At 61.7% G+C, this 22,185-nt stretch carries 16 protein-coding genes; 7 read left to right on the top strand and 9 right to left on the bottom strand.

Annotated elements, in window-relative coordinates:
- Positions 1-4,373 (bottom strand): RHS repeat-associated core domain-containing protein (locus tag ACTJK7_RS02425; protein WP_440819222.1); only part of this gene is annotated, 4,373 nt, incomplete at its 3' end.
- Between the two features lie 249 nt (positions 4,374-4,622).
- On the opposite strand from ACTJK7_RS02425, the gene ACTJK7_RS02430 reads away from it, so the two are divergent.
- Positions 4,623-5,318 carry an HAD-IA family hydrolase gene (locus ACTJK7_RS02430; protein WP_085655259.1) on the top strand — a complete coding sequence of 232 codons (696 nt, stop codon included), beginning with the start codon at positions 4,623-4,625 and terminating at the stop codon, positions 5,316-5,318.
- 77 nt (positions 5,319-5,395) lie between these two features.
- Here ACTJK7_RS02430 and ACTJK7_RS02435 read toward each other — a convergent pair whose 3' ends face one another.
- Complete coding sequence (locus tag ACTJK7_RS02435) at positions 5,396-6,142, bottom strand: 3-oxoacyl-ACP reductase family protein (protein WP_085655258.1); 747 nt, start codon at positions 6,140-6,142, stop codon at positions 5,396-5,398.
- 125 nt (positions 6,143-6,267) lie between these two features.
- Here ACTJK7_RS02435 and ACTJK7_RS02440 point away from each other — a divergent pair, with 125 nt between their 5' ends.
- Positions 6,268-7,209: a LysR family transcriptional regulator gene (locus ACTJK7_RS02440; protein WP_085655257.1), complete on the top strand. Its 942-nt coding sequence runs from the start codon at positions 6,268-6,270 to the stop codon at positions 7,207-7,209.
- Here ACTJK7_RS02440 and ACTJK7_RS02445 read toward each other — a convergent pair.
- The 3 genes from ACTJK7_RS02445 to ACTJK7_RS02455 form a co-directional block, all read right to left on the bottom strand.
- Positions 7,178-7,906 (bottom strand): aspartate/glutamate racemase family protein, encoded by a 729-nt coding sequence (locus tag ACTJK7_RS02445; RefSeq protein WP_085655256.1) that lies wholly within the window; start codon positions 7,904-7,906, stop codon positions 7,178-7,180. The two genes, ACTJK7_RS02440 and ACTJK7_RS02445, sit on opposite strands and share 32 nt — an antisense overlap.
- A gap of 54 nt (positions 7,907-7,960) precedes the next feature.
- Positions 7,961-9,505: an NCS1 family nucleobase:cation symporter-1 gene (locus ACTJK7_RS02450; protein WP_085655255.1), complete on the bottom strand. Its 1,545-nt coding sequence runs from the start codon at positions 9,503-9,505 to the stop codon at positions 7,961-7,963.
- 504 nt (positions 9,506-10,009) lie between these two features.
- Entirely contained in the window at positions 10,010-10,744 is a 735-nt protein-coding gene (locus ACTJK7_RS02455) for a phosphoadenylyl-sulfate reductase (RefSeq protein ID WP_007960132.1), read from the bottom strand.
- 161 nt (positions 10,745-10,905) lie between these two features.
- Between ACTJK7_RS02455 and thrH the strand changes: the two genes are divergently transcribed.
- A complete protein-coding gene (thrH, locus tag ACTJK7_RS02460; protein ID WP_011333236.1) occupies positions 10,906-11,523 on the top strand; it encodes a bifunctional phosphoserine phosphatase/homoserine phosphotransferase ThrH in 618 nt (205 codons plus the stop codon).
- Between the two features lie 125 nt (positions 11,524-11,648).
- On the opposite strand, the gene pabB is transcribed toward thrH, so the two are convergent.
- From pabB to rloA, 4 genes are all read right to left on the bottom strand, one after another.
- Positions 11,649-12,992 carry an aminodeoxychorismate synthase component I gene (pabB, locus tag ACTJK7_RS02465; protein WP_440780228.1) on the bottom strand — a complete coding sequence of 448 codons (1,344 nt, stop codon included), beginning with the start codon at positions 12,990-12,992 and terminating at the stop codon, positions 11,649-11,651.
- 227 nt (positions 12,993-13,219) lie between these two features.
- Entirely contained in the window at positions 13,220-14,206 is a 987-nt protein-coding gene (locus ACTJK7_RS02470) for an alpha-L-glutamate ligase-like protein (RefSeq protein WP_108560483.1), read from the bottom strand.
- Entirely contained in the window at positions 14,206-15,741 is a 1,536-nt protein-coding gene (gene rloB / locus ACTJK7_RS02475) for an osmotic stress tolerance membrane protein RloB (protein ID WP_039769978.1), read from the bottom strand. Before rloB ends, ACTJK7_RS02470 begins: the two co-directional genes overlap by 1 nt.
- Positions 15,742-15,746: 5 nt before the next feature.
- Positions 15,747-16,283: a retropepsin-like aspartic peptidase RloA gene (gene rloA, locus ACTJK7_RS02480; protein WP_011333239.1), complete on the bottom strand. Its 537-nt coding sequence runs from the start codon at positions 16,281-16,283 to the stop codon at positions 15,747-15,749.
- Between the two features lie 300 nt (positions 16,284-16,583).
- Here rloA and ACTJK7_RS02485 point away from each other — a divergent pair, with 300 nt between their 5' ends.
- From ACTJK7_RS02485 to acnD, 4 genes are all read left to right on the top strand, one after another.
- Complete coding sequence (locus ACTJK7_RS02485) at positions 16,584-17,306, top strand: GntR family transcriptional regulator (RefSeq protein ID WP_323151101.1); 723 nt, start codon at positions 16,584-16,586, stop codon at positions 17,304-17,306.
- Positions 17,303-18,193, top strand: a complete 891-nt coding sequence (gene prpB, locus ACTJK7_RS02490; RefSeq protein WP_064378741.1) for a methylisocitrate lyase — start codon at positions 17,303-17,305, stop codon at positions 18,191-18,193. The genes ACTJK7_RS02485 and prpB overlap by 4 nt, the downstream gene beginning before the upstream one ends.
- Before the next feature lie 43 nt (positions 18,194-18,236).
- Positions 18,237-19,364, top strand: a complete 1,128-nt coding sequence (gene prpC / locus ACTJK7_RS02495) for a bifunctional 2-methylcitrate synthase/citrate synthase (RefSeq protein WP_108560489.1) — start codon at positions 18,237-18,239, stop codon at positions 19,362-19,364.
- A 204-nt stretch (positions 19,365-19,568) separates the two neighbouring features.
- Positions 19,569-22,163 (top strand): Fe/S-dependent 2-methylisocitrate dehydratase AcnD, encoded by a 2,595-nt coding sequence (gene acnD, locus ACTJK7_RS02500; protein ID WP_440780229.1) that lies wholly within the window; start codon positions 19,569-19,571, stop codon positions 22,161-22,163.
- Positions 22,164-22,185: the final 22 nt, after the last annotated feature.

Raw genomic sequence — 22,185 nt, forward strand, 5'->3', positions numbered from 1 at the left:
TTCGGCGGCGGACAATTGGAGCTCAACCCCAACGGATCCACCCACCCCGTCGGATTCGGCACGTACTGGTACTGGTTCAGTCCACCCGCCAGCTTCACCGGATCCGGCGTCAGGTACCGCCCCACGTCCGGGTCGTAGTACCGGTGCCGGTTGTAATGCAGCCCGCTTTCCTCATCGAAGTACTGCCCCTGAAACCGTAGTGGCTGGTTCAAGTAGTCCTCGGTCGCGAGCTCCAGCGAGGTGACCTTGCCGTAGGCGCTGTATTTGGCTGACCAGACGATCTCGCCGCTGTAGTCGGTCAACTCCTGCGGGGTGCCGAGGTGGTCGAGTTGGTAGTAGAACGGGCAGGCGCGTTTCGGGCCTTTGCCGTCGAGCATGGCCAATGGGCGGAAGGTGCCGGGTTCGTAGATGAAACTGCGGTGCTGTTCCTGGCTGCTTTCGGCGATCAGGTGGTCGCCTTGCCAGAAGAACTCGGTGGTCTGGCCGTTGACGGTTTTGCGGATGCGCCGGCCGAAGGCGTCGTATTGGTAGGTGGCGCTGGTGCCGTCGGGGCGGGTGAGGCCGATCAGGCGGTGCTGGCTGTCGTAGCGGTATTCGGTGACGAGGGTTTGCGCACGGCCACGGCGTTCGCGGATCAGGTTGCCGAAGGCGTCGTAGTCGTAGTGCCGGTCGCCCTGCATTTGCAGGCGATTGCCTTTGATCTGCGTCGGGCCGGGGCGATCCTGCATCAGCAGGTTGCCGGCCGGGTCGTGGGCGAAGGTTTCCGGCACATCGTCGCGGGTGTGGCGCACGCGGATCAGCCGGTCGAGGGCGTCGTAGGTGTAGCTGCGCTGGCCGTGGCGGGTGTCGGCGATGTGTTCGAGGTTGCCGTTGGCGCTGTAGGCAAAGTCGCGACGGTACAGCGCACTGCGTTGATGGCCTACGGCGTGGGCGCGTAAGCGGCCCTGTTCATCGTAGGCATATTCGCTGAGCAGCAGGCCTTGCTGGCGCTGCTGTTCGCGGCCGTTCTGGTAGACGTGACGGGTGAGCAAGGCGCCGTTGAGGTCAATCGCGGTCAGCGCGCCGCCCTTGGCGTAGTGATAATCGAGCTTGCTGTTGTCCGGCAGGCGCATCCGGCTGAGCTGGCCGCAGGCGTCGTAGGTGTAACGCAGGGTGCCCCAGCCCTGATGCTCGCGCACCAGCCGGTCCTGCAGGTCATATTCGAAGGCCAGCGGGTGATCCTGGCCGTCATCCACGCCGACCAAACGGCCTAAACGGTCATACCGGTAGCTGACCTCGACCCCGTCCGGCAGGGTCTTGAGCAGCAATCGCCCAGCAGCATCACGTTGATAGCCGGTGACCAGCGTCGAGCCGTCGTCGCCGAACTCGGTCTTTTCCAGCAGGTGGCCGTTGCGGTCGTAGGCGTAAGCGGTACGCCGGCCATCGAAGCCGGTTTCCTGTCGGATCAGTCCGGTGGGCGTGTAGTCCAGCCGGTACTTTTCGCCGGACTCGTTCTCGATTTCCGTGAGCAACAGCTGCGCATGGTCGTAGCGGTACCGGAGTTGCGTGCCGTCGGGGTTGATCCGCCGGCTGACCAAATGCAGGTCATCGTCATATTCGTAGCGGGTGATGCGCCCCAGTTCATCGCGCTCGGCGGTGATCTGGCCGTAGGCGCTGTAGGACCAGGCGCGGGTGGCGCCATTCGGCGAGGTGGTCTGGATCAGCCGGCCAACGGCGTCCCAGGCGTGACGGGTGACCGCGCCATGTTCGTCTTGAACCGTCGTCCGCCGCCCCAACGCATCGTAGGAAAACTTGCGAACCCCACCGTCCGGCAGACTTTCTTCGACCAATTGGCCCAGGTCGTTCCACACGAACACATGCCGACCCGAATCCGGATAACGGATCGACAGCAACCGCCCCTGTGCATCGCGGTGGTAGTGGGTGACATGGCCATCCGGATCGACCGCCTCGGTGATGTCACCCTGGGCATTGCGCCGGTACGTCCACACCGCATCGCCACGTGAACGACTGTGCAGGAAACCATTGCGGTACTCGTAGGACGTCGGCGCATCGTCCGGCGGAATCAGCGCGATCAGCCGTCCGGCATCGTCGTAGCGGTATTCGGTGACCGCCCCCAGCGCATCCTGCTCGGCGACCAGCCGGCCTTGCGCGTCATAGGCCTTGAGCTGCTCACCACCGTCGGCGGCAACCTGACGCACCATCCGCGCGGTGTCGTCGTGGACGTAAGTTTCTTCAGTGCCATCGACGTAATGCACCGTGACACGGCCGGCGTCATCCCAGACGTAACGCGTATCCATCTGCGAAAACGAGGCCCAGTGCCGCACGCAACGCGCCGCCTTGCCGGCGCGCTCCCACGCCCAGAAGAAGCTCGCGCCGCCGGCCAGTTGCCGTTGCAGGATGACGTGCTGGTCGTCGTAGTCGTAACGCTCGCTTTCGCCGACCGCATTGGTCGCCTCGATCAATCGATGACGGGCGTCGTACCGATAACGGGCGAGGGTCTGCTCGGTGCGCCAGGCAGACTCCCGAAAAACCTGATAATCGACCGCGACCAGATGCGCCCGCTCATAGCGCAGCAACAAGGAACGACCAGCGCCGTTGTCGAGGCGCTCAATGCGATCCAGGCGATCCCGCGTAATACGCAACCGGTTACCGTAGGCATCGCTGACCGCCGTCAGACGCCCAGCCCGAAAGTGATAAAACCGCGCCGCCTCACCCGCCAGCGCAACAATCAGCTCCTGCGGCTCATCCCCCAGAAAGATCGCCGCCCGCGACAAGCTGTTGTGGATTTCCGGCCGCTCGACACTCGGCAACGGAAACCGCGTGCGCCGGTTCTCGTGGTCAACCCAGACCACCGCAGCGCCATCGACCTCCAGCCGATGCGCCAGCGAGTGACTCCAGCCAAACCCCAGCCCGACATCGATCTCGACCGCACTGGTGCGATACAAGCGGCTGAACTCAAACGGCAGCAGCCCGTCGAGCACGCCATCGGTCAGCGTCAGCAGCTCTTCGCCGGTGACCATCGACACCGGACACCCGTTGGTGCAGGTTCGGGATGCACAATCGGCGCTGTCACCGTTGGGATTTTTCGCCTGATCCGAAGCCTCATCGCGAGGCTCATGCCGTTCCATTCGCGTCATGCCGTGGGACTTGTCACGGGCAATGGCCGCCGGATTGGGTACCGTCAGCACCAGCGCATCCACCGTGCGAACTTCAAGCGGAATAGCCGGTGTCGGCCGCAACGGTGCCGGACCTGCATTGACCATCAACGGTTTCAAAGCGCTCGCATGTCGGGTCAGGTCAGGCGCCGAGGTCATCTCCGCCAGCCGCAACGCCGAAGCCGCCAGCCATTCCCGCGCACGCGGCGACTTGATCTTGCCCAATACCTGGGTGCTTAACCGCAGCGGCACGCCCATGCCACCCGACACACACATCAGCAGAAAACTGACCAGCAGCTCAGCGCGAACCTCGGCCACCACCTCGGCCAGATACTGCGGCGGCAGCATCTTCAGCCAACTGGTAAAGGCCGCCAGATAAATGAACAGCAACGGCTCATCGCTGAGCATCAGCAGACCATTGGCGATGGCCTCGGAGGACGCCTCAAGCAAGGCATCCAGTTCAGCGCTGGACAGATACTGCACAAGCTTTTCGCTGTTGGCCTGCAAATCGGCGAGCAACGCGAACAGTTGCTTCACGTCATCCCAGACACCATTCAGGGCAGTTTCAAAACCGTGCCAGTCAGCCCGTTGCAACTGCCCGTAACGCTCGGTGAAACCGGCGCTGGAAAACTCCGTCCACTGCGGTTGAAACCCTTTCCATTCCTCACGCAGCCAGCCTTCCAGACCATCAAGAAGACCCTGATACGAGGCGTACAACGTCTGGACATGCGCGGTGGAAACATCGGGAAAGAAGGTGATGCGATAACGCTGGCCCCGGTCGCAATCGTCGACCTTGAGAATGCCGCTGGGGCCGATGGTGTAATGCAGCGGTTCGCCGAAACCCAAAACACCGTCGACATCGGAAATGACCGGTTCAAGAATCACCGGCGTATCACCGATCGGCACAAACCGCGCGGCTTCGAACATGTGCACCAGTGTCAGGGAGCCGCTGGCGGAACACATGGCGACAGAGGAACTGATGGGCTTGCGGCTGGCAACCGGTGCACTGAGCCGGACATCGTTGCCGACCTGGAACACCTGTTCGACATCCAACGCGGTGCCCGTCCAGAACTGCTCGGCCCAGGCGTCATAGTTGTTGAGGCAGAGGCGAAACTCCTGAAACAGTTTTTCGACGTCGGGCTGATCAGGGGGCAGCGCAGCGACCACCAGCAAACCAATGCTGTTGTTCAGTTTCAGGAGTTGGTCAGGTGGAAGCATTCGCAGTCACTCGCGCGCATCAGGGGAATGGCGCGAAACTTTGCGGGGGATCAAACAGGAAAGAAGTCAGCCGAGTAGGCGATGTCTGTAGGGCGATTCTCTAAATGTGGAGGAGGGCGTTCGGCGGACAACCGACATTGCCCGTTGCTCAACCTTGGCCGCGCTCGTTATGCTGCTGAACCCTTTAATCAGATCCGAGCAGCGGCGCTATCCACGTCGCGCGGGATGTCTTTGATAACGGATCCGATGATGAATGCACCGCTGAAGGCGTTTGGCCCGATCAAGGCCGTGATTTTCGACATGGACGGTTTGCTGCTGGACACCGAGGGCATCTACACCGAGGTTACCTCGCTGATTGCCGAGCGTTACGGGCGCACGTTCGACTGGAGCATCAAGCAGAACATCATCGGCCGTGGCGCCGGCGATCTGGCCCGTTATGTGGTCGAGGCGCTGGACCTGCCGATCACCGCCGAAGAATTTCTGGTGATCCGCGAGCCGCTGATGCGCGAGCGTTTTCCCACCGCGCAAGCGATGCCGGGCGCCGAGGAACTGATCCGCCACCTCAAGGCGCACAAGATTCCGATTGCCGTCGGCACCAGTTCGTCCCGTCAGTCGTTCGGGCAGAAAACCACCTTGCACGGCGACTGGTTTGCACTGTTCGACTTCATCGTCACCGCTGACGACCCGGAGGTCGGTGCGGCCAAACCGGCGCCGGACATCTTCCTCACCGCTGCTCGCCGACTCGGTGTTGCGCCGGAAGATTGCCTGGTGTTCGAAGATTCGCCGTTCGGTGTGACAGCCGCGAAAGCAGCCGGCATGACTGCCATCGCCATCCCCGATGCCGCCATGGCCGATGAAAAATACGCACACGCCGACGGGATTCTTCGTACGTTGAAAGCGTTCACGCCGAGTGCTTGCGGGTTGCCGGCGCTCGACTGGGCTTGATCAAATCGCGAACAAAAAAAACGCCGCCCCTCTGTCAAAGGAGGGGCGGCGTTTTTCGTTATCGACTATCCGATCAATCAGGCGCCGAAACCACCGTCGATGGTCAGGCTGGCCCCGGTGATATAACCGGCCTCCGGGCTTGCGAGGTAGGCGACGAAGCTGGCGATTTCCTCGGCCGTGCCATAACGGCCGACGGCCATCAGCGGAATCAGGCTGTCGGCGAACTCGCCGTGGGCCGGGTTCATGTCGGTATCGACCGGGCCGGGTTGCACGTTGTTGATGGTGATGCCGCGTGGGCCGAGGTCTCGGGCCAGGCCTTTGGTCAGGCCGACCAGTGCGGATTTGCTCATCGCATACACGCCACCACCGGCGAAGGGCATGCGGTCGGCGTTGGTGCTGCCGATGTTGATGATGCGCGAGCCTTCACCCATGTGTCTGGCGGCTTCCTGGCTGGCGATGAACACGCTGCGCACGTTGATTGCCAGGGTCTGGTCGAAGTCTTCCAGTTTGAAGTCTTCCAGCGGCGCGACGGCCAGCACGCCGGCGTTGTTGACCAGGATGTCGAGGCGGCCAAAGGCTTCGACAGTGGCGTTCACTGCGTTGCGGATGGCACCGGCGTCGGCGCTGTCAGCCTTGATCGCCAGAGCTTTGCCGCCGGTAGCGGTGATGCTGTTTTGCAGTTCTTCAGCCTTGGCGGCCGAGCTGACGTAGGTAAAGGCAACCGCGGCGCCTTCAGCGGCCAGGCGTTTGACGATGGCGGCACCGATGCCGCGAGAGCCGCCTTGAATCAGAGCGACTTTACCGCTGAGGTGTTGAGTGGTCATGTTCGATCTCCAGAAGTTTCAAGGCAGGCTGCCTTGGTGTGGTGTCGAGTATCTGCCCCTCGCTACCGGGCGAGTAGACCGTGGTTGCTATAGTCTGTGTAAACCAAAAGTTTAGAGTGGCGGTCATGGAAACCTTCAGCAGTATCGAATGCTTCGTGCGCAGCGCCGAAGTCGGCAGCTTTGCCGAGGCCGCGCGACGCCTGAGCCTGACGCCGGCCGCCGTGGGCAAAAGCGTGGCGAAACTGGAAGCGCGCCTCGGCGTGAGGCTGTTCCAGCGTAGCACCCGACGATTGACCCTGACGGAAGCGGGGCAATTGTTTCTGAGTGAGGTCAGCGGCAGCCTGACCACCATCCAGAACGCGGTGAACAATCTGGCCAGTGCCGGCGGTCAACCGGCGGGTACGCTGAAAGTCAGCATGGGCACGGTGTTCGGCCGCTTGTACATCGTGCCGTTGCTGGGGGAGTTCCTGAAAAGATTTCCGGCGATCAACCCGGACTGGCATTTCGATAACCGCCAGGTCGATCTGATCGGCCAAGGGTTCGACGCAGCGATTGGGGGGGGCTTCGAGCTGCCCCAAGGCGTGGTGGCGCGCAGGCTGACACCGGCGCATCGGGTGTTGGTGGCTTCCAAGGATTATCTGGATCGATACGCGCCGATCAGCGAGCCGGACGAGCTCAAGCTGCACGACGGCATCCTGATCCGCTCACCGCAGACCGGGCGTGTGCGCTCCTGGCAGTTGACGCATCGCACCCGGCAACACAGCCCGCTGACCCTCAAGGCACGAATGACCATGAGTGATTCCGAAGCCGCCTGCGCCACGGCGGCGCAGGGGTTGGGGATTGCGCTGGTGAGCATGCCGTTCGCCGTCGGCTATCTTGAGGCGGGGACGTTGCAGCGGGTCCTGCCGGACTGGTACGTCGACGACGGCAACATCTCGATTTATTACGCCGAACACAAACTGCTGCCGGGCAAGACCCGGGCGTTCGTCGATTTCGTCATCGAACAGTTTTCAATCCTGGACCTCGCCGAGCGCTTTAACGCGCAAAACGTGCTGGCCAGCCGATGATGGTTTTTGGCCGTGGCGTCGCGTACGTGCGCACCTTGGAGGTCGACAGGCCCAGTCTCACCAGCGATTCGGCGATGGTCACGGCCGCTGTGACGCCATCCACCACCGGCACGCCGGTGCGCTGGCGAATCTTCTCGTCGAGCCCGGCCATGCCGCCGCAACCGAGGCAAATCACTTCGGCTTTATCCTGAGTGACCGCCAGTTCCGCCTGATGCACGATCGCTTCCAGCGCCCGTTGCGGCTCGTGTTCCAGCTCCAGCACCGCCAGGCCACTGGCGCGCACCGAGGCGCAGCGATCCCACAGGCCGGACAGTTTCAGCCGATCCTCGATCAACGGCACGGTGCGATCCAACGTGGTAACCACCGAATAGGCGTGGCCGAGAAACATCGCGGTGCTGGCGGCCGCGTCGGTGATGTCCACCACCGGCACGTTAAGCAATTCCTGCAAACCTTCGCGACCGTGTTCGCCGTAGCCGGCCTGAATCACCGCGTCGAACGGCTGGTCGTAGGACATCACCCGGTCCATCACGGCGATGGCAGCCAGGTAACTTTCGAAATTGCCCTCGACTGAATCGGCGCCGAAATGCGGCGTCAGCCCGACGATTTCCGTGCCGGGGGAGGCGACAGACTGCGCCGAACGGGCGATGGCCTGGGTGATGGATTCGGTGGTGTTGACGTTGACCACGAGAATGCGCATGGGAAGTCCTTATTACGGTTGGTTCTGCGGCCCCGCGAAGGGCCGCCAAAAGATTCAGTGGCTGAGGTTGTCGACGGCGATGGCTTCACCGTCGACGTCGGCGTAGTGCGGCTGGCGTTTGGCGATGATCAGGTAGAGCATTCCGGCAATGCCGGCACCGATCAGCCAGGAGAAGGGCGAAACGCTGTGGAAGCCCGGCACCAGTGCCAGAACGATGGCGATCAAAGCGGCCGGAATGAACGCCGCCACCGCCCGCAGGTTGACCCCGCGACTGTAGTAATACGCACCGTCAGGGTGTTCGCTGTACAACTGCGGCACGTGGATCCGGCCTTTGCGGATCAGCCAGTAGTCGACCATGATCACGCCGTACAACGGGCCGAGCAGGGCGCCGAGGCCGGACAGGAAGTACACGATCACCAGCGGGCTGTTGTAGAGATTCCACGGCAGGATCAGCACGGCGATGGTCGCGCTGATCAGCCCGGCGCGGCGGAAGGTCAGGTATTTCGGCGCCAGATTGCTGAGCACGAAGGCCGGGGCGACGAAGTTGGCCATGATGTTCACCGCCACGGTGACGATCAGGAACGCCAGGCAGCCGAGCACCAGAAAGAACGTGTTGGGGATCGAGGCGATGATCTCGGTCGGGCTTTCGATGATCCGGCCGTTGATCTGAAATTGCGCACCGCACAGCAGGACAGTGATCCCGGCGAACACCAGAATATTGACTGGCAGACCCCAGAAGTTTCCGACCTTGATTGTCTTGCGGCACGGCGAAGAGCGGGCGAAGTCGCAGAAGTTGAGGATCAGCGTCCCGTAGATCGCCAGCCACAAGGCGCCGCCGGCAAAGATGTTGCGCCACATCTCGCCGCCGGTCAGCGGTTCGCGGATTGACCAGGCGATGGTCGCGTTGGCTTGGGTGTACATCCACGCGGCGAGGCAGGCGACGGTCAGCAGAATCACCGGCCCGGCGAAGGCTTCGTAGCGGCGGACCATTTCCATGCCGTAGGCCAGAATCGCCAGTTGCACGAACCAGATCGCCACGAAACACACCCAGCCCAGGCTCGACAGGCCGAGGATCGAGTTGTGGTCGTAGTCGGCGAAACCGGGATGGATCGCCGTGAGCAACACGCGAAACACCACCGATGCCAGGTACGTCTGAATGCCGAACCAGGCGATGGCGATCACCGCCCGGATCAATGCAGGAATCTGCGCCCCGTGAATGCCGAAACTGATCCGGCTGATCACCGGAAACGGCACGCCGGTTTTCTGCCCCATGTAACCGGACAGGTTCATGAAGAAGTACACCAGCGCCGCGCCGATCCCCAGCGACAGCAGGATCTGCCAGCCGCCCAGGCCCAGGGCGTACAGACCGATGGCAAACGAGTAGTTGGCGATGTTGTGCACATCGTTGGTCCACAGGGCAAAGATGCTGTATTTGCCCCAGCGCCGCCCTTCGACCTTGGTCGGCGCGAGGTCACTGTTGTGCAGACGCGGGCTCAGTTGCAGCGGTTCGGCGATGCCGTCACCGGGCACGCTGTGGTCGAGGGGGGAAGAGGCGGGCAGATTCAGCGCGATGTTGTTATTGGAGAGACTCGTACGCATTCCGGCAGGCTCCTGATGTTCGGGCCGCGATGACTGTGCATGAGCGTTCGGGCTCGGCAGATCTTCGTCGCGGCGGTGAAAACATCACTGGTTACGGGGCATCTGCAGCCTGTACGGGATAGGGCGCTTCAGGCTTGCGGATCGAAAGTGTGGGTTCATGTTTTGCGGTTTTGTATACAAAACATGTATGCACTAAAGCCAGATCTGTGCCAGTCGGCGATCTATGAAAACCATCGCTGATTTCGAAAAGTTATTGAGGCGAGCCAAGTCGTTGAAATACGGGCGATATAAATTGACCGTTCGAACAGGTATTTATTTTTCGGGAGGGATTTCGGCGGGCGCGAGGAGGGAGTGTTTTTGGAGCTTGATGTAACTTTTCAGGGCGCAGAAACGAAAAGTGCACACATAAATGGCACCGATGGTGACATTCGTGTGTACACATTTTTCAAAACGGGTGGTGAACACTGTGGGAGCTGACTTGCTCCCACAGGGCAACAGGGATGCTTATGCCTTGCTGATGATGTTCCCGGCATGCAACCCGCATTCTTTTTGGGTCGCTTCTTCCCACCACCAGCGACCTTCACGTTCGTGCTGGTTCGGCAGGACAGGACGAGTGCACGGTTCGCAGCCGATGCTGATAAAGCCGCGCTCGTGCAGGCTGTTGTACGGCAGCTCCAGCATGCGGATGTAGCCCCAGATTTCCTCGCTGGTCATCTGCGCCAGCGGGTTGAACTTGTACAGGGTGCGCTCCGGGGTGGAGAACGCTGTATCGATTTCCATCACCGCCACGGCGCTGCGGGTGCCAGGGCTCTGGTCGCGACGCTGGCCGGTGGCCCAGGCTTTGACGCCGGACAGTTTGCGGCGCAGCGGCTCGATCTTGCGGATCCCGCAGCATTCGCCGTGACCGTCCTTGTAGAAACTGAACAGGCCTTTTTCCTTCACGAACGGTTCAAGTTTCGTGTAGTCCGGCGAGACCAGTTCGATATCGATCTTGTAGTGCTCGCGCACCTGATCGATGAAACGGTAGGTTTCCGGATGCAGGCGGCCGGTGTCGAGACTGAACACCTTGACGTTCTTGTTCAGCTTCCAGGCCATGTCCACCAGCACCACATCCTCGGCGCCGCTGAAAGATATCCACAGGTCATCGCCGAACTCGGCGAACGCGAGTTTGAGGATGTCCTGCGCGGATTTGTTGGCATAGGTCGTGGCGAGTTCCACGACGTCGAACGTTGGGCTCATCAGGGCGGCTTCCTACAGGTCGGTGGCGCTGGGCGCTCTATATGGCGCGATGGTAACAAAAAGCAACGCGCGCCGGGGCAGCCTCTGCGTTGCGCGCTCCAGGTCGAGCCGCTAGAGTTCGGGCTCGCTCGGCTCAATAAACATTACAAATGGAGTGTCCTGTGGAAATTGCCTGTCTTGATCTTGAAGGGGTGCTGGTACCGGAAATCTGGATCGCCTTCGCCGAAAAAACCGGAATCGAATCGCTCAAGGCCACCACCCGGGACATTCCCGACTACGACGTGCTGATGAAACAGCGCCTGCGCATCCTCGATGAGCATGGCCTGAAGCTTTCGGACATTCAGGAAGTGATCGCCACGCTCAAGCCGCTGGACGGCGCGGTGGAGTTCGTCAACTGGCTGCGCGAGCGTTTCCAGGTGGTGATTCTGTCGGACACCTTCTACGAGTTTTCCCAGCCGCTGATGCGTCAGCTGGGCTTTCCGACCTTGCTCTGCCACCGACTGATTACCGATGACAGCGGGCGGGTGACGAGCTACCAGTTGCGTCAGAAAGATCCGAAGCGGCAGTCGGTTCTGGCCTTCAAGAGTTTGTATTACCGGGTGATTGCGGCGGGGGATTCCTACAACGACACCAGCATGCTGGGCGAGGCGGATGCGGGGATTCTGTTCCATGCGCCGGATAACGTGATTCGCGAGTTTCCGCAGTTTCCGGCGGTGCATACGTTTGCCGAGTTGAAGCAGGAATTCCTCAAAGCCTCGAACCGCGACCTGTCCCTGTAATCACATTCCTTGATCGTTCCCATGCTCTGCGTGGGAATGCCTCAATGGACGCTCTGCGTCCGCTTTGGGACGCAGAGCGTCCCGGGCTGCATTCCCACGCAGAGCGTGGGAACGATCAACAAACGTCAGAGGTTCTGCAGGGTTTCGAGCAGGACTCTGACCTTGGTGATCGATTCCTGATACTCCGCTTCCCAGTCAGAATCGGCGACGATCCCGCCACCGCCCCAGCAACACACCTGCCCATCCTTCACCAACAGACTGCGGATCGCGATGGAGCTGTCCATCTCGCCGCGCACATCCAGATACAGCAACGAACCGCAATACAAACCGCGTCGGGTCGGTTCAAGTTCGTCGATGATTTGCATCGCGCGGATCTTCGGCGCGCCAGTGATCGAGCCGCCGGGGAAGCTGCCGGCAATCAGGTCCAGGGCGTCGCGATCCTGCGCCAGCTCACCGGTCACGCTGCTGACCAGGTGATGCACGTTCGGATAGCTTTCCAGGCTGAACAGCTCTGGCACTCGCACCGAGCCGATACGGCAGGTGCGGCCCAGATCATTGCGCAGCAGGTCGACGATCATCAGGTTTTCCGCGCGATCCTTGGGGCTGGCCAGCAATTCGGCGGCGTTCGCTGCGTCTTCGGCCGGGGTCGCGCCACGGGGGCGGGTGCCCTTGATCGGGCGGGTTTCCACTTGGCGCTGGCTGACTTTGACGAAACGCTCGGGCGACAGGCTCAGCACTGCGTTGCCGTCGGGCAGGCTCTGGAACCCGGAAAACGGCGTCGGGCAGGCCTCACGCAGTTTGCAGTAGGCCAGCCATGGATCGCCCTGGCACGGCGCGCGGAAACGCTGGGCGAAATTGACCTGATAGCAGTCGCCGGCCTGAATGTAATGCTGGATGCGTTCGAACGCCTGACGGTACTCGTCGGCTGAGAGATCAGCCGCCATCGGGCTGTTCAGCTTGAACGGGGTCAGTTCCGTGCCCACTGGTTGGCTGAATACATCGATCAGCCGCTGTTTCTCGCTGGCGCTGACCGACGGGTGGAACACCAGCTGGCTGGTGGCCGATTGGTGATCGCTGATCAAGGCCCAGTCGTACAGTCCAAAACGCGCATCGGGCAATTGCAGGTCATCCAGGGCCTGACTCGGCAGGTTTTCCAGATGCCGGCCGAAGTCGTAACTCAGGTAACCGATCAGGCCACCAGCGAAGGGCAATTCGTAGTCGTCGGGCAGTTGCGCGTCGCCCAAGCGGGTCAGATTGGTCCGTAGGCGTTGCAGGAAATCTTCCCCGCGTTCGTCCGGCAACACCGCCAGTTGTTCCAGCGGCCAGGCGCTGAGCAAGTCATAACGGCCACGGTCGGCACTCGGCCGGCCACTGTCGAGCAGCACGGCGCCGGGCGCATGGCGGACGGCCGCGAAATAGTCGGCGGGGTTGGCGCGGTAGGGCAGCGGGTGTACGGAACAGGTCAACATGGGCGGGGCAGATCGGCCATCGAGGCGGGGTGGGGATTGTAGTCCCCTCCGGGAATTGCTCCTAGAGGGGGTGTCGGGGATTGGCAGATTGGCGGCAGAACCACGCGACTTGATCGTTCCCATGCTCCGCGTGGGAATGCATCCCGTGACGCTCAGCGTCACAGTGGACGCAGAGCGTCCATGGCGGCGTTACCACGCGGAGCGTGGGAACGATCATGAAAGAGAAGTCAGCCCTCAACTGCCGGAATATGCCCAAACAACTCCTGAGCAAACGCCACCCGCTCTTCAACCGACTCCGTCACCCCTCGCGCCTTGAGCTCTTCCAGATGCGCTTCCACCGCATGGGTACGCAACGTCAGTCCGCAATCGTTGGCAATCTGGATATTCAGCCCCGGCCGCGCATTCAGCTCCAGAATCAGCGGGCCTTTTTCCTGGTCCAGCACCATATCCACGCCGATGTAACCCAGGCCGCACAGCTCATAGCAACCGGCGGCAAGCTTCATGAATCCGTCCCAGTAGGGCAATTGCACACCGTCCACCGCGTTGGTGGTGTCCGGGTGTTTGGCGATGATGTTGTTCAGCCAGGTGCCGCGCAGGGTCAGGCCGGTGGCCAGGTCGACCCCGACGCCGATGGCGCCCTGGTGCAGGTTGGCCTTGCCGCCGGACTGACGGGTCGGCAGCCGCAGCATCGCCATCACCGGGTACCCCATCAGCACGATGATGCGGATGTCCGGCACGCCTTCGTAGCTGATGCTCTTGAAGATCTGGTCCGGGGTCACCCGATACTCGATCAGCGCCCGATCACGGTGGCCGCCCAGCGAATACAGGCCGGTGAGGATGCTGGAAATATGATGCTCCAGCTCTTCGTGGCTGAGGATCTTGCCCGATACCGTGCGATAGCGGCCTTCGAAACGGTCGGCGATGACGATGATGCCGTCACCGCCGGCACCCTGGGCCGGCTTGATCACGAAGTCGCTGCGCCCGCCGATGATCTCGCCGAGCTTGTCGATTTCTTTCTCCGTGGAAATCACGCCATACAGTTCCGGCACGTGAATGCCGGCCTTGATCGCGCGTTCCTTGGTGATGATCTTGTCATCGACGATCGGGTACAGGCTGCGCTTGTTGTACTTGAGCACGTAGTCGGCGTTACGCCGATTGATGCCCATGATGCCCCGGGCTTCCAGGGCCTTCCAGGTCTTCCAGAAACCGAACATCAGGCGTCAGCCTTCTTCAGGAAAGCCTTGAAACGCACCAGTTCAGTCAGGCGGTAGCCGCGATAGCGACCCATGGCCAGCATGAAGCCCACCAGAATCAGCAGGATCGCCGGGAAGGTGAACACGAAGTACACCAGCTCCGGAACGGTCATGATCAGGTGCGCCAGGGACGCCGCGAACAGCGTGCCGATCGCCACTTTCATGGCATGGCTTGCACCGCGTTCTTCCCAGGTGATCGACAGGCGTTCGATGGTCATGGTCAGAATCACCATCGGGAACAGCGCCACCGACAGGCCACGCTCAAGACCGAGCTTGTGACTGAACAGACTGATCGCCGCAATCAGCACCACCACGAACGTCAGCACCACCGACAGGCGCGGCAGCATTTGCAGCTTCAAGTGTTCCAGATACGAGCGCAGCGATAACCCGAGCGCGGTGATCACGGTAAACAGCAGGATGCCGAAGCCCAGTTGCGTTTCGCGGAAGGCCAGAGCGATCAGCACCGGTGTGAACGTGCCGAGAGTCTGCAGGCCGATCAGGTTGCGCAGGATCAGGATCACCAGCACGCCGATCGGGATCATCACCATGATCATGAAGGTCTGCTGGGTTTGCAGTGGCAGGCCGTACAGCGAATATTCGAGGAAGTTGGCGTCGGTATTCTCGTCGGTCAGCTTGGCCAGACGAATTGCGTTCATCTCGCTGTTGTTCAGGCTGAAGGTCACGTTGGCTTTCTTGCCGCCGTCGACGGTGATCAGGTTTTCATCACCGCTCCACCACAGCAGGCGATCGGTCGGCAGGCCTTGTTCGCCGGTTTCCGGGTTGAAGTACAGCCAGTCGGTGCCATTGAAGCTGCGCAGCCACAGTTCCGGGGTTTGCGGCTGATCGGCGACGAGACGGATGGTGTGGACTTTTTCCACCGGTACGTGGGCGATGGACAGCAGCAGTTCGACGATTTTGGCTTTGTGCGGCGTCGACGGATCGCCGGCCAGCAGCAGTTTCACGTTGTCGTCGTTGACGTTGTTGACGCGTTTGATCGCCTCGCCAATGAAGGTCTCGACGTCCGCCGAGTGCTGGCGGATCGGAGCGAGCAGGGCTTCGGCGGCGATCTTTTCCGGGCCTTCGATGGCCATGCTGTCGCGGAACGTCGGGCCTTTGACCTTGGTTTTTTCGGCGGTGTAACGCTTGGTCAGCACCAGACGGTAATAAAGCGTCTGGTTGCCCTTGGCCCGGCGTGCGGACCAGGTGACCTTGCGGTTGCCGTCGACACGGTTCACCGCCACGCCATAGTTGTTGGAGATGAAGCTTTCATTGAGGCTGACGTAATCGCGGCTCAGGGGCGGCACGAACATCTGGATCTTCACCGGATCCTTGGTGCTGGCGACGAACTCGACCTTGGCGTCGATGTTCCACAGGTCGTCGGTGGCGTCTTCGGTCACCGGGATGCCGAGCACGAAAATCTGATAGGCCGTAACCGAAACGCCCAGCAACACCAGGATGGTGATCAGGACTTTCAGGTGGAAGGTTAGAGAACGCATGGAAATTACTCGGCGGTATGAGCGGCGATGGCGCAGGCGGGTTTGCCGGCAGCGTATTTAAGACTGGGATCGACCAGCGCATCGAAGCGTTTCAGCGCCTCGGAGCCGATCAAAAGCGGGTATTGGAACGCACTACGGTCGGTCAGGTTCACTTCGATGCTGCGCATTGCCGAACCCATGCAGATGTCCAGCTCGATCACCGGGCGGGCGGTGTACTTCTTGCCTTCTTCCGGATCGTAGTCGCCGGCGCGGCGCTTGATCTTGCTGACCCGGGCCAGCGGCCGTTCGATCGGGTGCGAATGCGCGGCGTCGATGGCCAGGTAGAAACGTACCCAGGACTCGCCGTTGCGTTTGAAGCGTTTGATGTCGCGGGCGCTCAGGGAGGCGGTTTTCGCCCCGGTGTCGAGTTTCGCCGCCACTTCCAGGTTGATCCCGTCGAGCGCAGCGTATTCGTTGAGGCCGTACACGGTCTTTTCCCCCGCCGCGGCGAGGCCGGGCAGGCAAAACAGTGCAAAGAATGTGGGGAAGGGCTTGAGTCTCATAAATCCTGGCGAGCAGCGTTCCGTTCTCGGTTCAGGGCCATGGCATCAGGAAATCCTGTCTGCCCATGCGCCTTCGTGTGCCTATCAGCTTTTTATGACAAGCCGTGCAAATGACTCGCAAATGCGGGCGGCATTCTAGCACGGTGGTTTTATGGCGCCAGCGCCGGGACCGGTCTATAACCCTTGGGGTTGATACGCAGGCTTATTAGACAATTGTCGACAATCTAGATTTATCCTTTGACTGATGCGGGCTGATTCGCTACTTTTTGCCGCATTGGATTTGAAGGTGTCGACAATATGCTGGATCAACTCGATCCCCCGGTGATCAGCGGTGACGATTCCGAGACGCTCTCGGAAAACGTCTTCCGGCGCATTCAGGCGGCCATCGTCAAAGGTGAGATCGCCCCGGGCAGCAAGATCTCCGAGCCGGAACTGGCGCGCACCTACGGCATCAGCCGCGGGCCGCTGCGCGAGGCGATCCATCGTCTGGAAGGCCAGCGCCTGCTGGTGCGTGTACCGCACGTCGGTGCGCGGGTGGTGTCGCTGAGCCACGCCGAATTGCTCGAACTCTACGAAATCCGCGAATCCCTCGAAGGTATGGCTTGCCGTCTGGCGGCCGAGCGCATGAGCGTCGATGAAATCGACGAACTGCGCCGGGTGCTGGAAACCCATGAGCGCGATGCGGCGTTTCAGGCCGGCGTCGGCTACTACCAGCAGGAAGGCGATTTCGACTTTCATTACCGGATCATCCAGGGCAGCGGCAACCGCACCCTCACGCAAATGCTCTGTGGCGAGCTCTATCAACTGGTGCGCATGTACCGCATCCAGTTTTCCACCACGCCCAACCGCCCGCGCCAGGCCTTTGCCGAACACCACCGGATTCTCGATGCCATCGCCGACCGTGACGGCGAGCTCGCGGAATTGTTGATGCGCCGTCACATCGGCGCCTCGAAACGCAACATCGCCCGTCACTACCAGGACGGCGCCGACAATAAGACAGCCACTGAACGAGGTGAGTCATGAGTTCCAGCAAGAGCACTCCAGGCCAGCGTTTCCGCGATGCGGTCGCCAGCGAACATCCGCTGCAAGTGGTCGGCGCGATCAACGCCAACCACGCGCTGCTGGCCAAGCGCGCCGGTTTCAAGGCGATCTACCTGTCGGGTGGCGGGGTGGCTGCCGGCTCCCTCGGCGTGCCGGACCTGGGCATCACCGGCCTGGATGACGTGCTGACCGACGTGCGCCGCATCACCGACGTCTGCGACTTGCCGCTGCTGGTGGACGTGGACACCGGTTTCGGCGCGTCGGCGTTCAACGTGGCCCGCACCGTCAAGTCGATGATCAAGTTCGGCGCGGCGGCGATTCACATCGAAGACCAGGTCGGCGCCAAGCGCTGCGGCCACCGTCCGAACAAAGAAATCGTGACCCAGCAGGAAATGGTCGATCGCATCAAGGCCGCCGTCGATGCCCGCACCGACGACAGCTTCGTGATCATGGCCCGCACCGATGCGCTGGCCGTTGAAGGTCTGGAATCGGCACTGGATCGCGCCGCCGCGTGCATCGAGGCCGGCGCCGACATGATCTTCCCGGAAGCCATCACTGAGCTTGAGATGTACAAACTGTTCGCCAGCCGCGTGAAAGCGCCGATTCTGGCCAACATCACCGAATTCGGCTCGACGCCGCTGTACACCACCGAGCAACTGGCCGGCGCCGACGTTTCGCTGGTGCTGTACCCGCTGTCGGCGTTCCGCGCGATGAACAAGGCTGCGGAAAACGTCTACACCGCGATCCGTCGCGACGGCACTCAGCAGAATGTCATCGACACCATGCAGACTCGCATGGAGCTTTACGATCGCATCGATTACCACACTTTCGAGCAGAAGCTCGACGCGTTGTTTGCGGCTAAGAAGTAAGCCGCAACCGTACTCCCTAATAAATTCAAGATTGGAGACAACAATGGCCGAAGCAAAAGTACTCAGTGGCGCCGGGCTCCGGGGCCAGGTCGCCGGGCAAACCGCACTGTCCACCGTGGGCCAGGCCGGTGCCGGGCTGACCTATCGCGGTTACGACGTGCGCGAACTGGCAGCCGACGCACAATTCGAAGAAGTGGCGTACCTGCTGCTCTACGGGGAGCTGCCGACCAAGGCGCAACTCGCCGACTATCAAGGCAAGCTGAGCAAGCTGCGCGACCTGCCGCAAGCGCTGAAAGAAGTGCTGGAACGCATCCCCGCCGACGCCCACCCGATGGACGTGATGCGCACCGGTTGCTCGTTCCTGGGCAACATCGAGCCGGAGAAAGACTTCTCCGAACAACGCGACAAGACCGACCGCCTGCTGGCCGCTTTCCCGGCGATCATGTGCTATTGGTATCGCTTCAGCCACGACGGCAAGCGCATCAATTGCGTGACGGACGAGCAGTCCATCGGCGGCCACTTTCTGCACCTGCTGCACGACAAGAAGCCGAGCGAGCTGCACGTCAAAGTGATGAACGTGTCGCTGATCCTCTACGCCGAGCACGAATTCAACGCCTCGACCTTCACTGCTCGGGTGTGTGCTTCGACTCTGTCCGACCTGTATTCCTGCGTCACGGCAGCCATCGGCTCGCTGCGCGGCCCGCTGCACGGCGGCGCCAACGAAGCGGCGATGGAAATGATCGAGCGCTTCTCGTCGCCGGAAGAGGCGGTCAAGGGCACCCTCGGCATGCTGGAGCGCAAGGACAAGATCATGGGCTTCGGCCATGCGATCTATAAGGACAGCGATCCGCGCAACGAGGTGATCAAGGGCTGGTCGAAAAAACTCGCCGACGAAGTGGGCGACAAGGTGTTGTTCGCGGTTTCGGAGGCCATCGACAAGACCATGTGGGAACAGAAGAAACTGTTCCCCAACGCCGATTTCTACCATGCCTCGGCGTATCACTTCATGGGCATCCCGACCAAGCTGTTCACCCCGATCTTCGTCTGCTCGCGCCTGACCGGCTGGGCAGCGCACGTGTTCGAACAGCGCGCCAACAACCGCATCATCCGTCCAAGCGCCGAGTACACCGGCGTTCAACAGCGCAAGTTCGTGCCAATCGAACGTCGCTGAATGGTGATGGCTAAACACTGATCCAGAGGTTCACCGAGGGCCCTGTGGGAGCTGGCTTGCCAGCGATAGCGGTGGTTCAGTCAGCATCGATGTTGGATGTGACTCAGTCATCGCTGGCAAGCCAGCTCCCACAGGTTTAGGTGTGATTTCAGTATCGGTGTCAGGCCCCACCTTTTTGTTATCACCGTGACCGAGTCCTGACCGATGAACACAGAATTTCGCAAGAACCTGCCCGGCACGCCGCTGGACTTTTTCGACGTCCGCGCGGCGGTCGATGGGATCCAGCCCGGCAGCTACGACACCCTGCCGTACACCTCTCGCGTGCTGGCGGAAAACCTCGTGCGTCGCTGCGACCCGGCCACGCTCACCGATTCCCTGAAACAGCTGATCGAGCGTAAACGCGACCTCGACTTCCCGTGGTTCCCGGCCCGCGTGGTGTGCCACGACATTCTCGGCCAGACCGCGCTGGTGGACCTGGCCGGCCTGCGCGACGCGATTGCCCAACAGGGCGGCGACCCGGCGCAGGTCAACCCGGTGGTGCCGACGCAACTGATCGTCGACCACTCGCTGGCGGTGGAGGCGGGTGGTTTTGACAAGCAGGCCTTCGAGAAGAACCGCGCCATCGAAGACCGGCGCAACGAAGACCGCTTCCACTTCATCAACTGGACCAAGAAGGCCTTCAAGAACGTCGACGTGATCCCGCCGGGCAACGGCATCATGCACCAGATCAACCTGGAGAAAATGTCGCCGGTGATCCAGGTGCGCGACGGTGTGGCGTTCCCGGACACCTGCGTCGGCACCGACAGCCACACCCCGCACGTTGATGCGCTGGGCGTGATCGCCATCGGCGTCGGTGGTCTGGAAGCCGAGAGCGTGATGCTCGGCCGCGCCTCGTGGATGCGCCTGCCGGAAAGCGTTGGCGTCGAACTGACCGGCAAGCTGCAACCGGGCATCACCGCCACCGACATGGTGCTGGCGCTGACCGAATACCTGCGCAAACAGAAAGTGGTCGGCGCGTGGCTGGAGTTCTTCGGCGAAGGCGCTTCCGCGCTGACCCTCGGCGACCGCGCGACCATCTCCAACATGGCTCCGGAATACGGCGCCACGGCGGCGATGTTCTACATCGACCAGCAGACCATCGATTACCTGAAACTCACCGGTCGCGAAGACCAGCAAGTGCAACTGGTCGAGCAATACGCCAAGCAGATCGGCCTGTGGGCTGACAGCCTGATAGGCGCGCAGTACGAGCGCGGCCTGACCTTCGATCTGTCTTCGGTGGTGCGCAACATGGCCGGCCCGAGCAACCCGCACGCTCGCGTGGCGGTGTCGGATCTGGCGGCCAAAGGCATCGCCGGTCAGTGGGAAGAAGTGCCGGGGCAAATGCCTGACGGCGCGGTGATCATCGCCGCCATCACCAGTTGCACCAACACCAGCAACCCGCGCAACGTGATTGCCGCCGGCCTGCTGGCGCGCAACGCCAACAAGCTCGGCCTGACCCGCAAGCCGTGGGTCAAGTCATCGCTGGCGCCGGGCTCGAAAACCGTGGCGCTGTACCTCGATGAAGCGGGGCTGACCACGGAGCTGGAGCAGCTCGGTTTCGGCGTCGTCGCCTTCGCCTGCACCACCTGCAACGGCATGTCCGGCGCGCTGGATCCGGTGATTCAGCAAGAGATCATCGACCGCGACCTGTACGCCACTGCTGTGCTGTCCGGCAACCGCAACTTCGACGGCCGGATTCACCCGTACGCCAAGCAGGCGTTCCTCGCTTCGCCGCCGCTGGTGGTGGCCTACGCGATCGCCGGCACCATTCGTTTCGATATCGAGAAAGATGTGCTGAGCGTGGTCGACGGCAAGGAAATCCGCCTGAAAGACATCTGGCCGAGCGACGAAGAAATCGACGCGGTGGTGAAATCTTCGGTCAAGCCTGAGCAGTTCCGTCAGGTCTACATCCCGATGTTCGCCATCCATGAAGACACCGGCCCGAAAGTCACGCCGCTGTACGAGTGGCGCGAAATGAGCACCTACATCCGCCGTCCGCCGTATTGGGAAGGCGCGTTGGCCGGGGCGCGTCCGCTCAAAGGCATGCGCCCGCTGGCGGTGCTGCCGGACAACATCACCACCGATCATCTGTCGCCGTCGAACGCGATCATGCTCGACAGCGCTGCCGGTGAGTACCTGGCGAAAATGGGCCTGCCGGAAGAGGACTTCAACTCTTACGCGACCCACCGGGGCGACCACTTGACCGCACAGCGCGCGACCTTCGCCAACCCGAAACTGTTCAACGAAATGGTCGTGGAAAACGGCAAGGTTAAGCAGGGCTCGCTGGCCCGTGTCGAGCCGGAGGGCAAAGTGATGCGCATGTGGGAAGCCATCGAAACCTACATGGAGCGCAAGCAGCCGCTGATCATCATCGCCGGCGCCGACTACGGCCAGGGTTCGTCCCGCGACTGGGCGGCCAAAGGCGTGCGTCTGGCGGGTGTGGAAGCGATTGCCGCCGAAGGTTTCGAGCGCATTCACCGCACCAACCTGGTGGGCATGGGCGTGTTGCCACTGGAATTCAAACCGGGCACTGACCGCAAGACTCTGGGCATCGACGGCAGCGAAACCTACGACGTGATCGGTGAGCGCACGCCGCGCGCCGACCTGACGCTGGTGATCCATCGCAAGAACGGCGAACGCGTCGACGTGCCGGTGACCTGCCGCCTCGACACCGCCGAAGAAGTGTCGATCTACGAGGCTGGCGGCGTGTTGCAGCGCTTCGCTCAGGACTTCCTTGAAGAGTCGGCGGTTGCCGTTTAAATCAACTGATGTGGGCATGGGA

Origin of the sequence: Pseudomonas sp. 22085 (genome assembly GCF_052045815.1) — a bacterium.
Classification (GTDB): domain Bacteria; phylum Pseudomonadota; class Gammaproteobacteria; order Pseudomonadales; family Pseudomonadaceae; genus Aquipseudomonas; species Aquipseudomonas glycinae.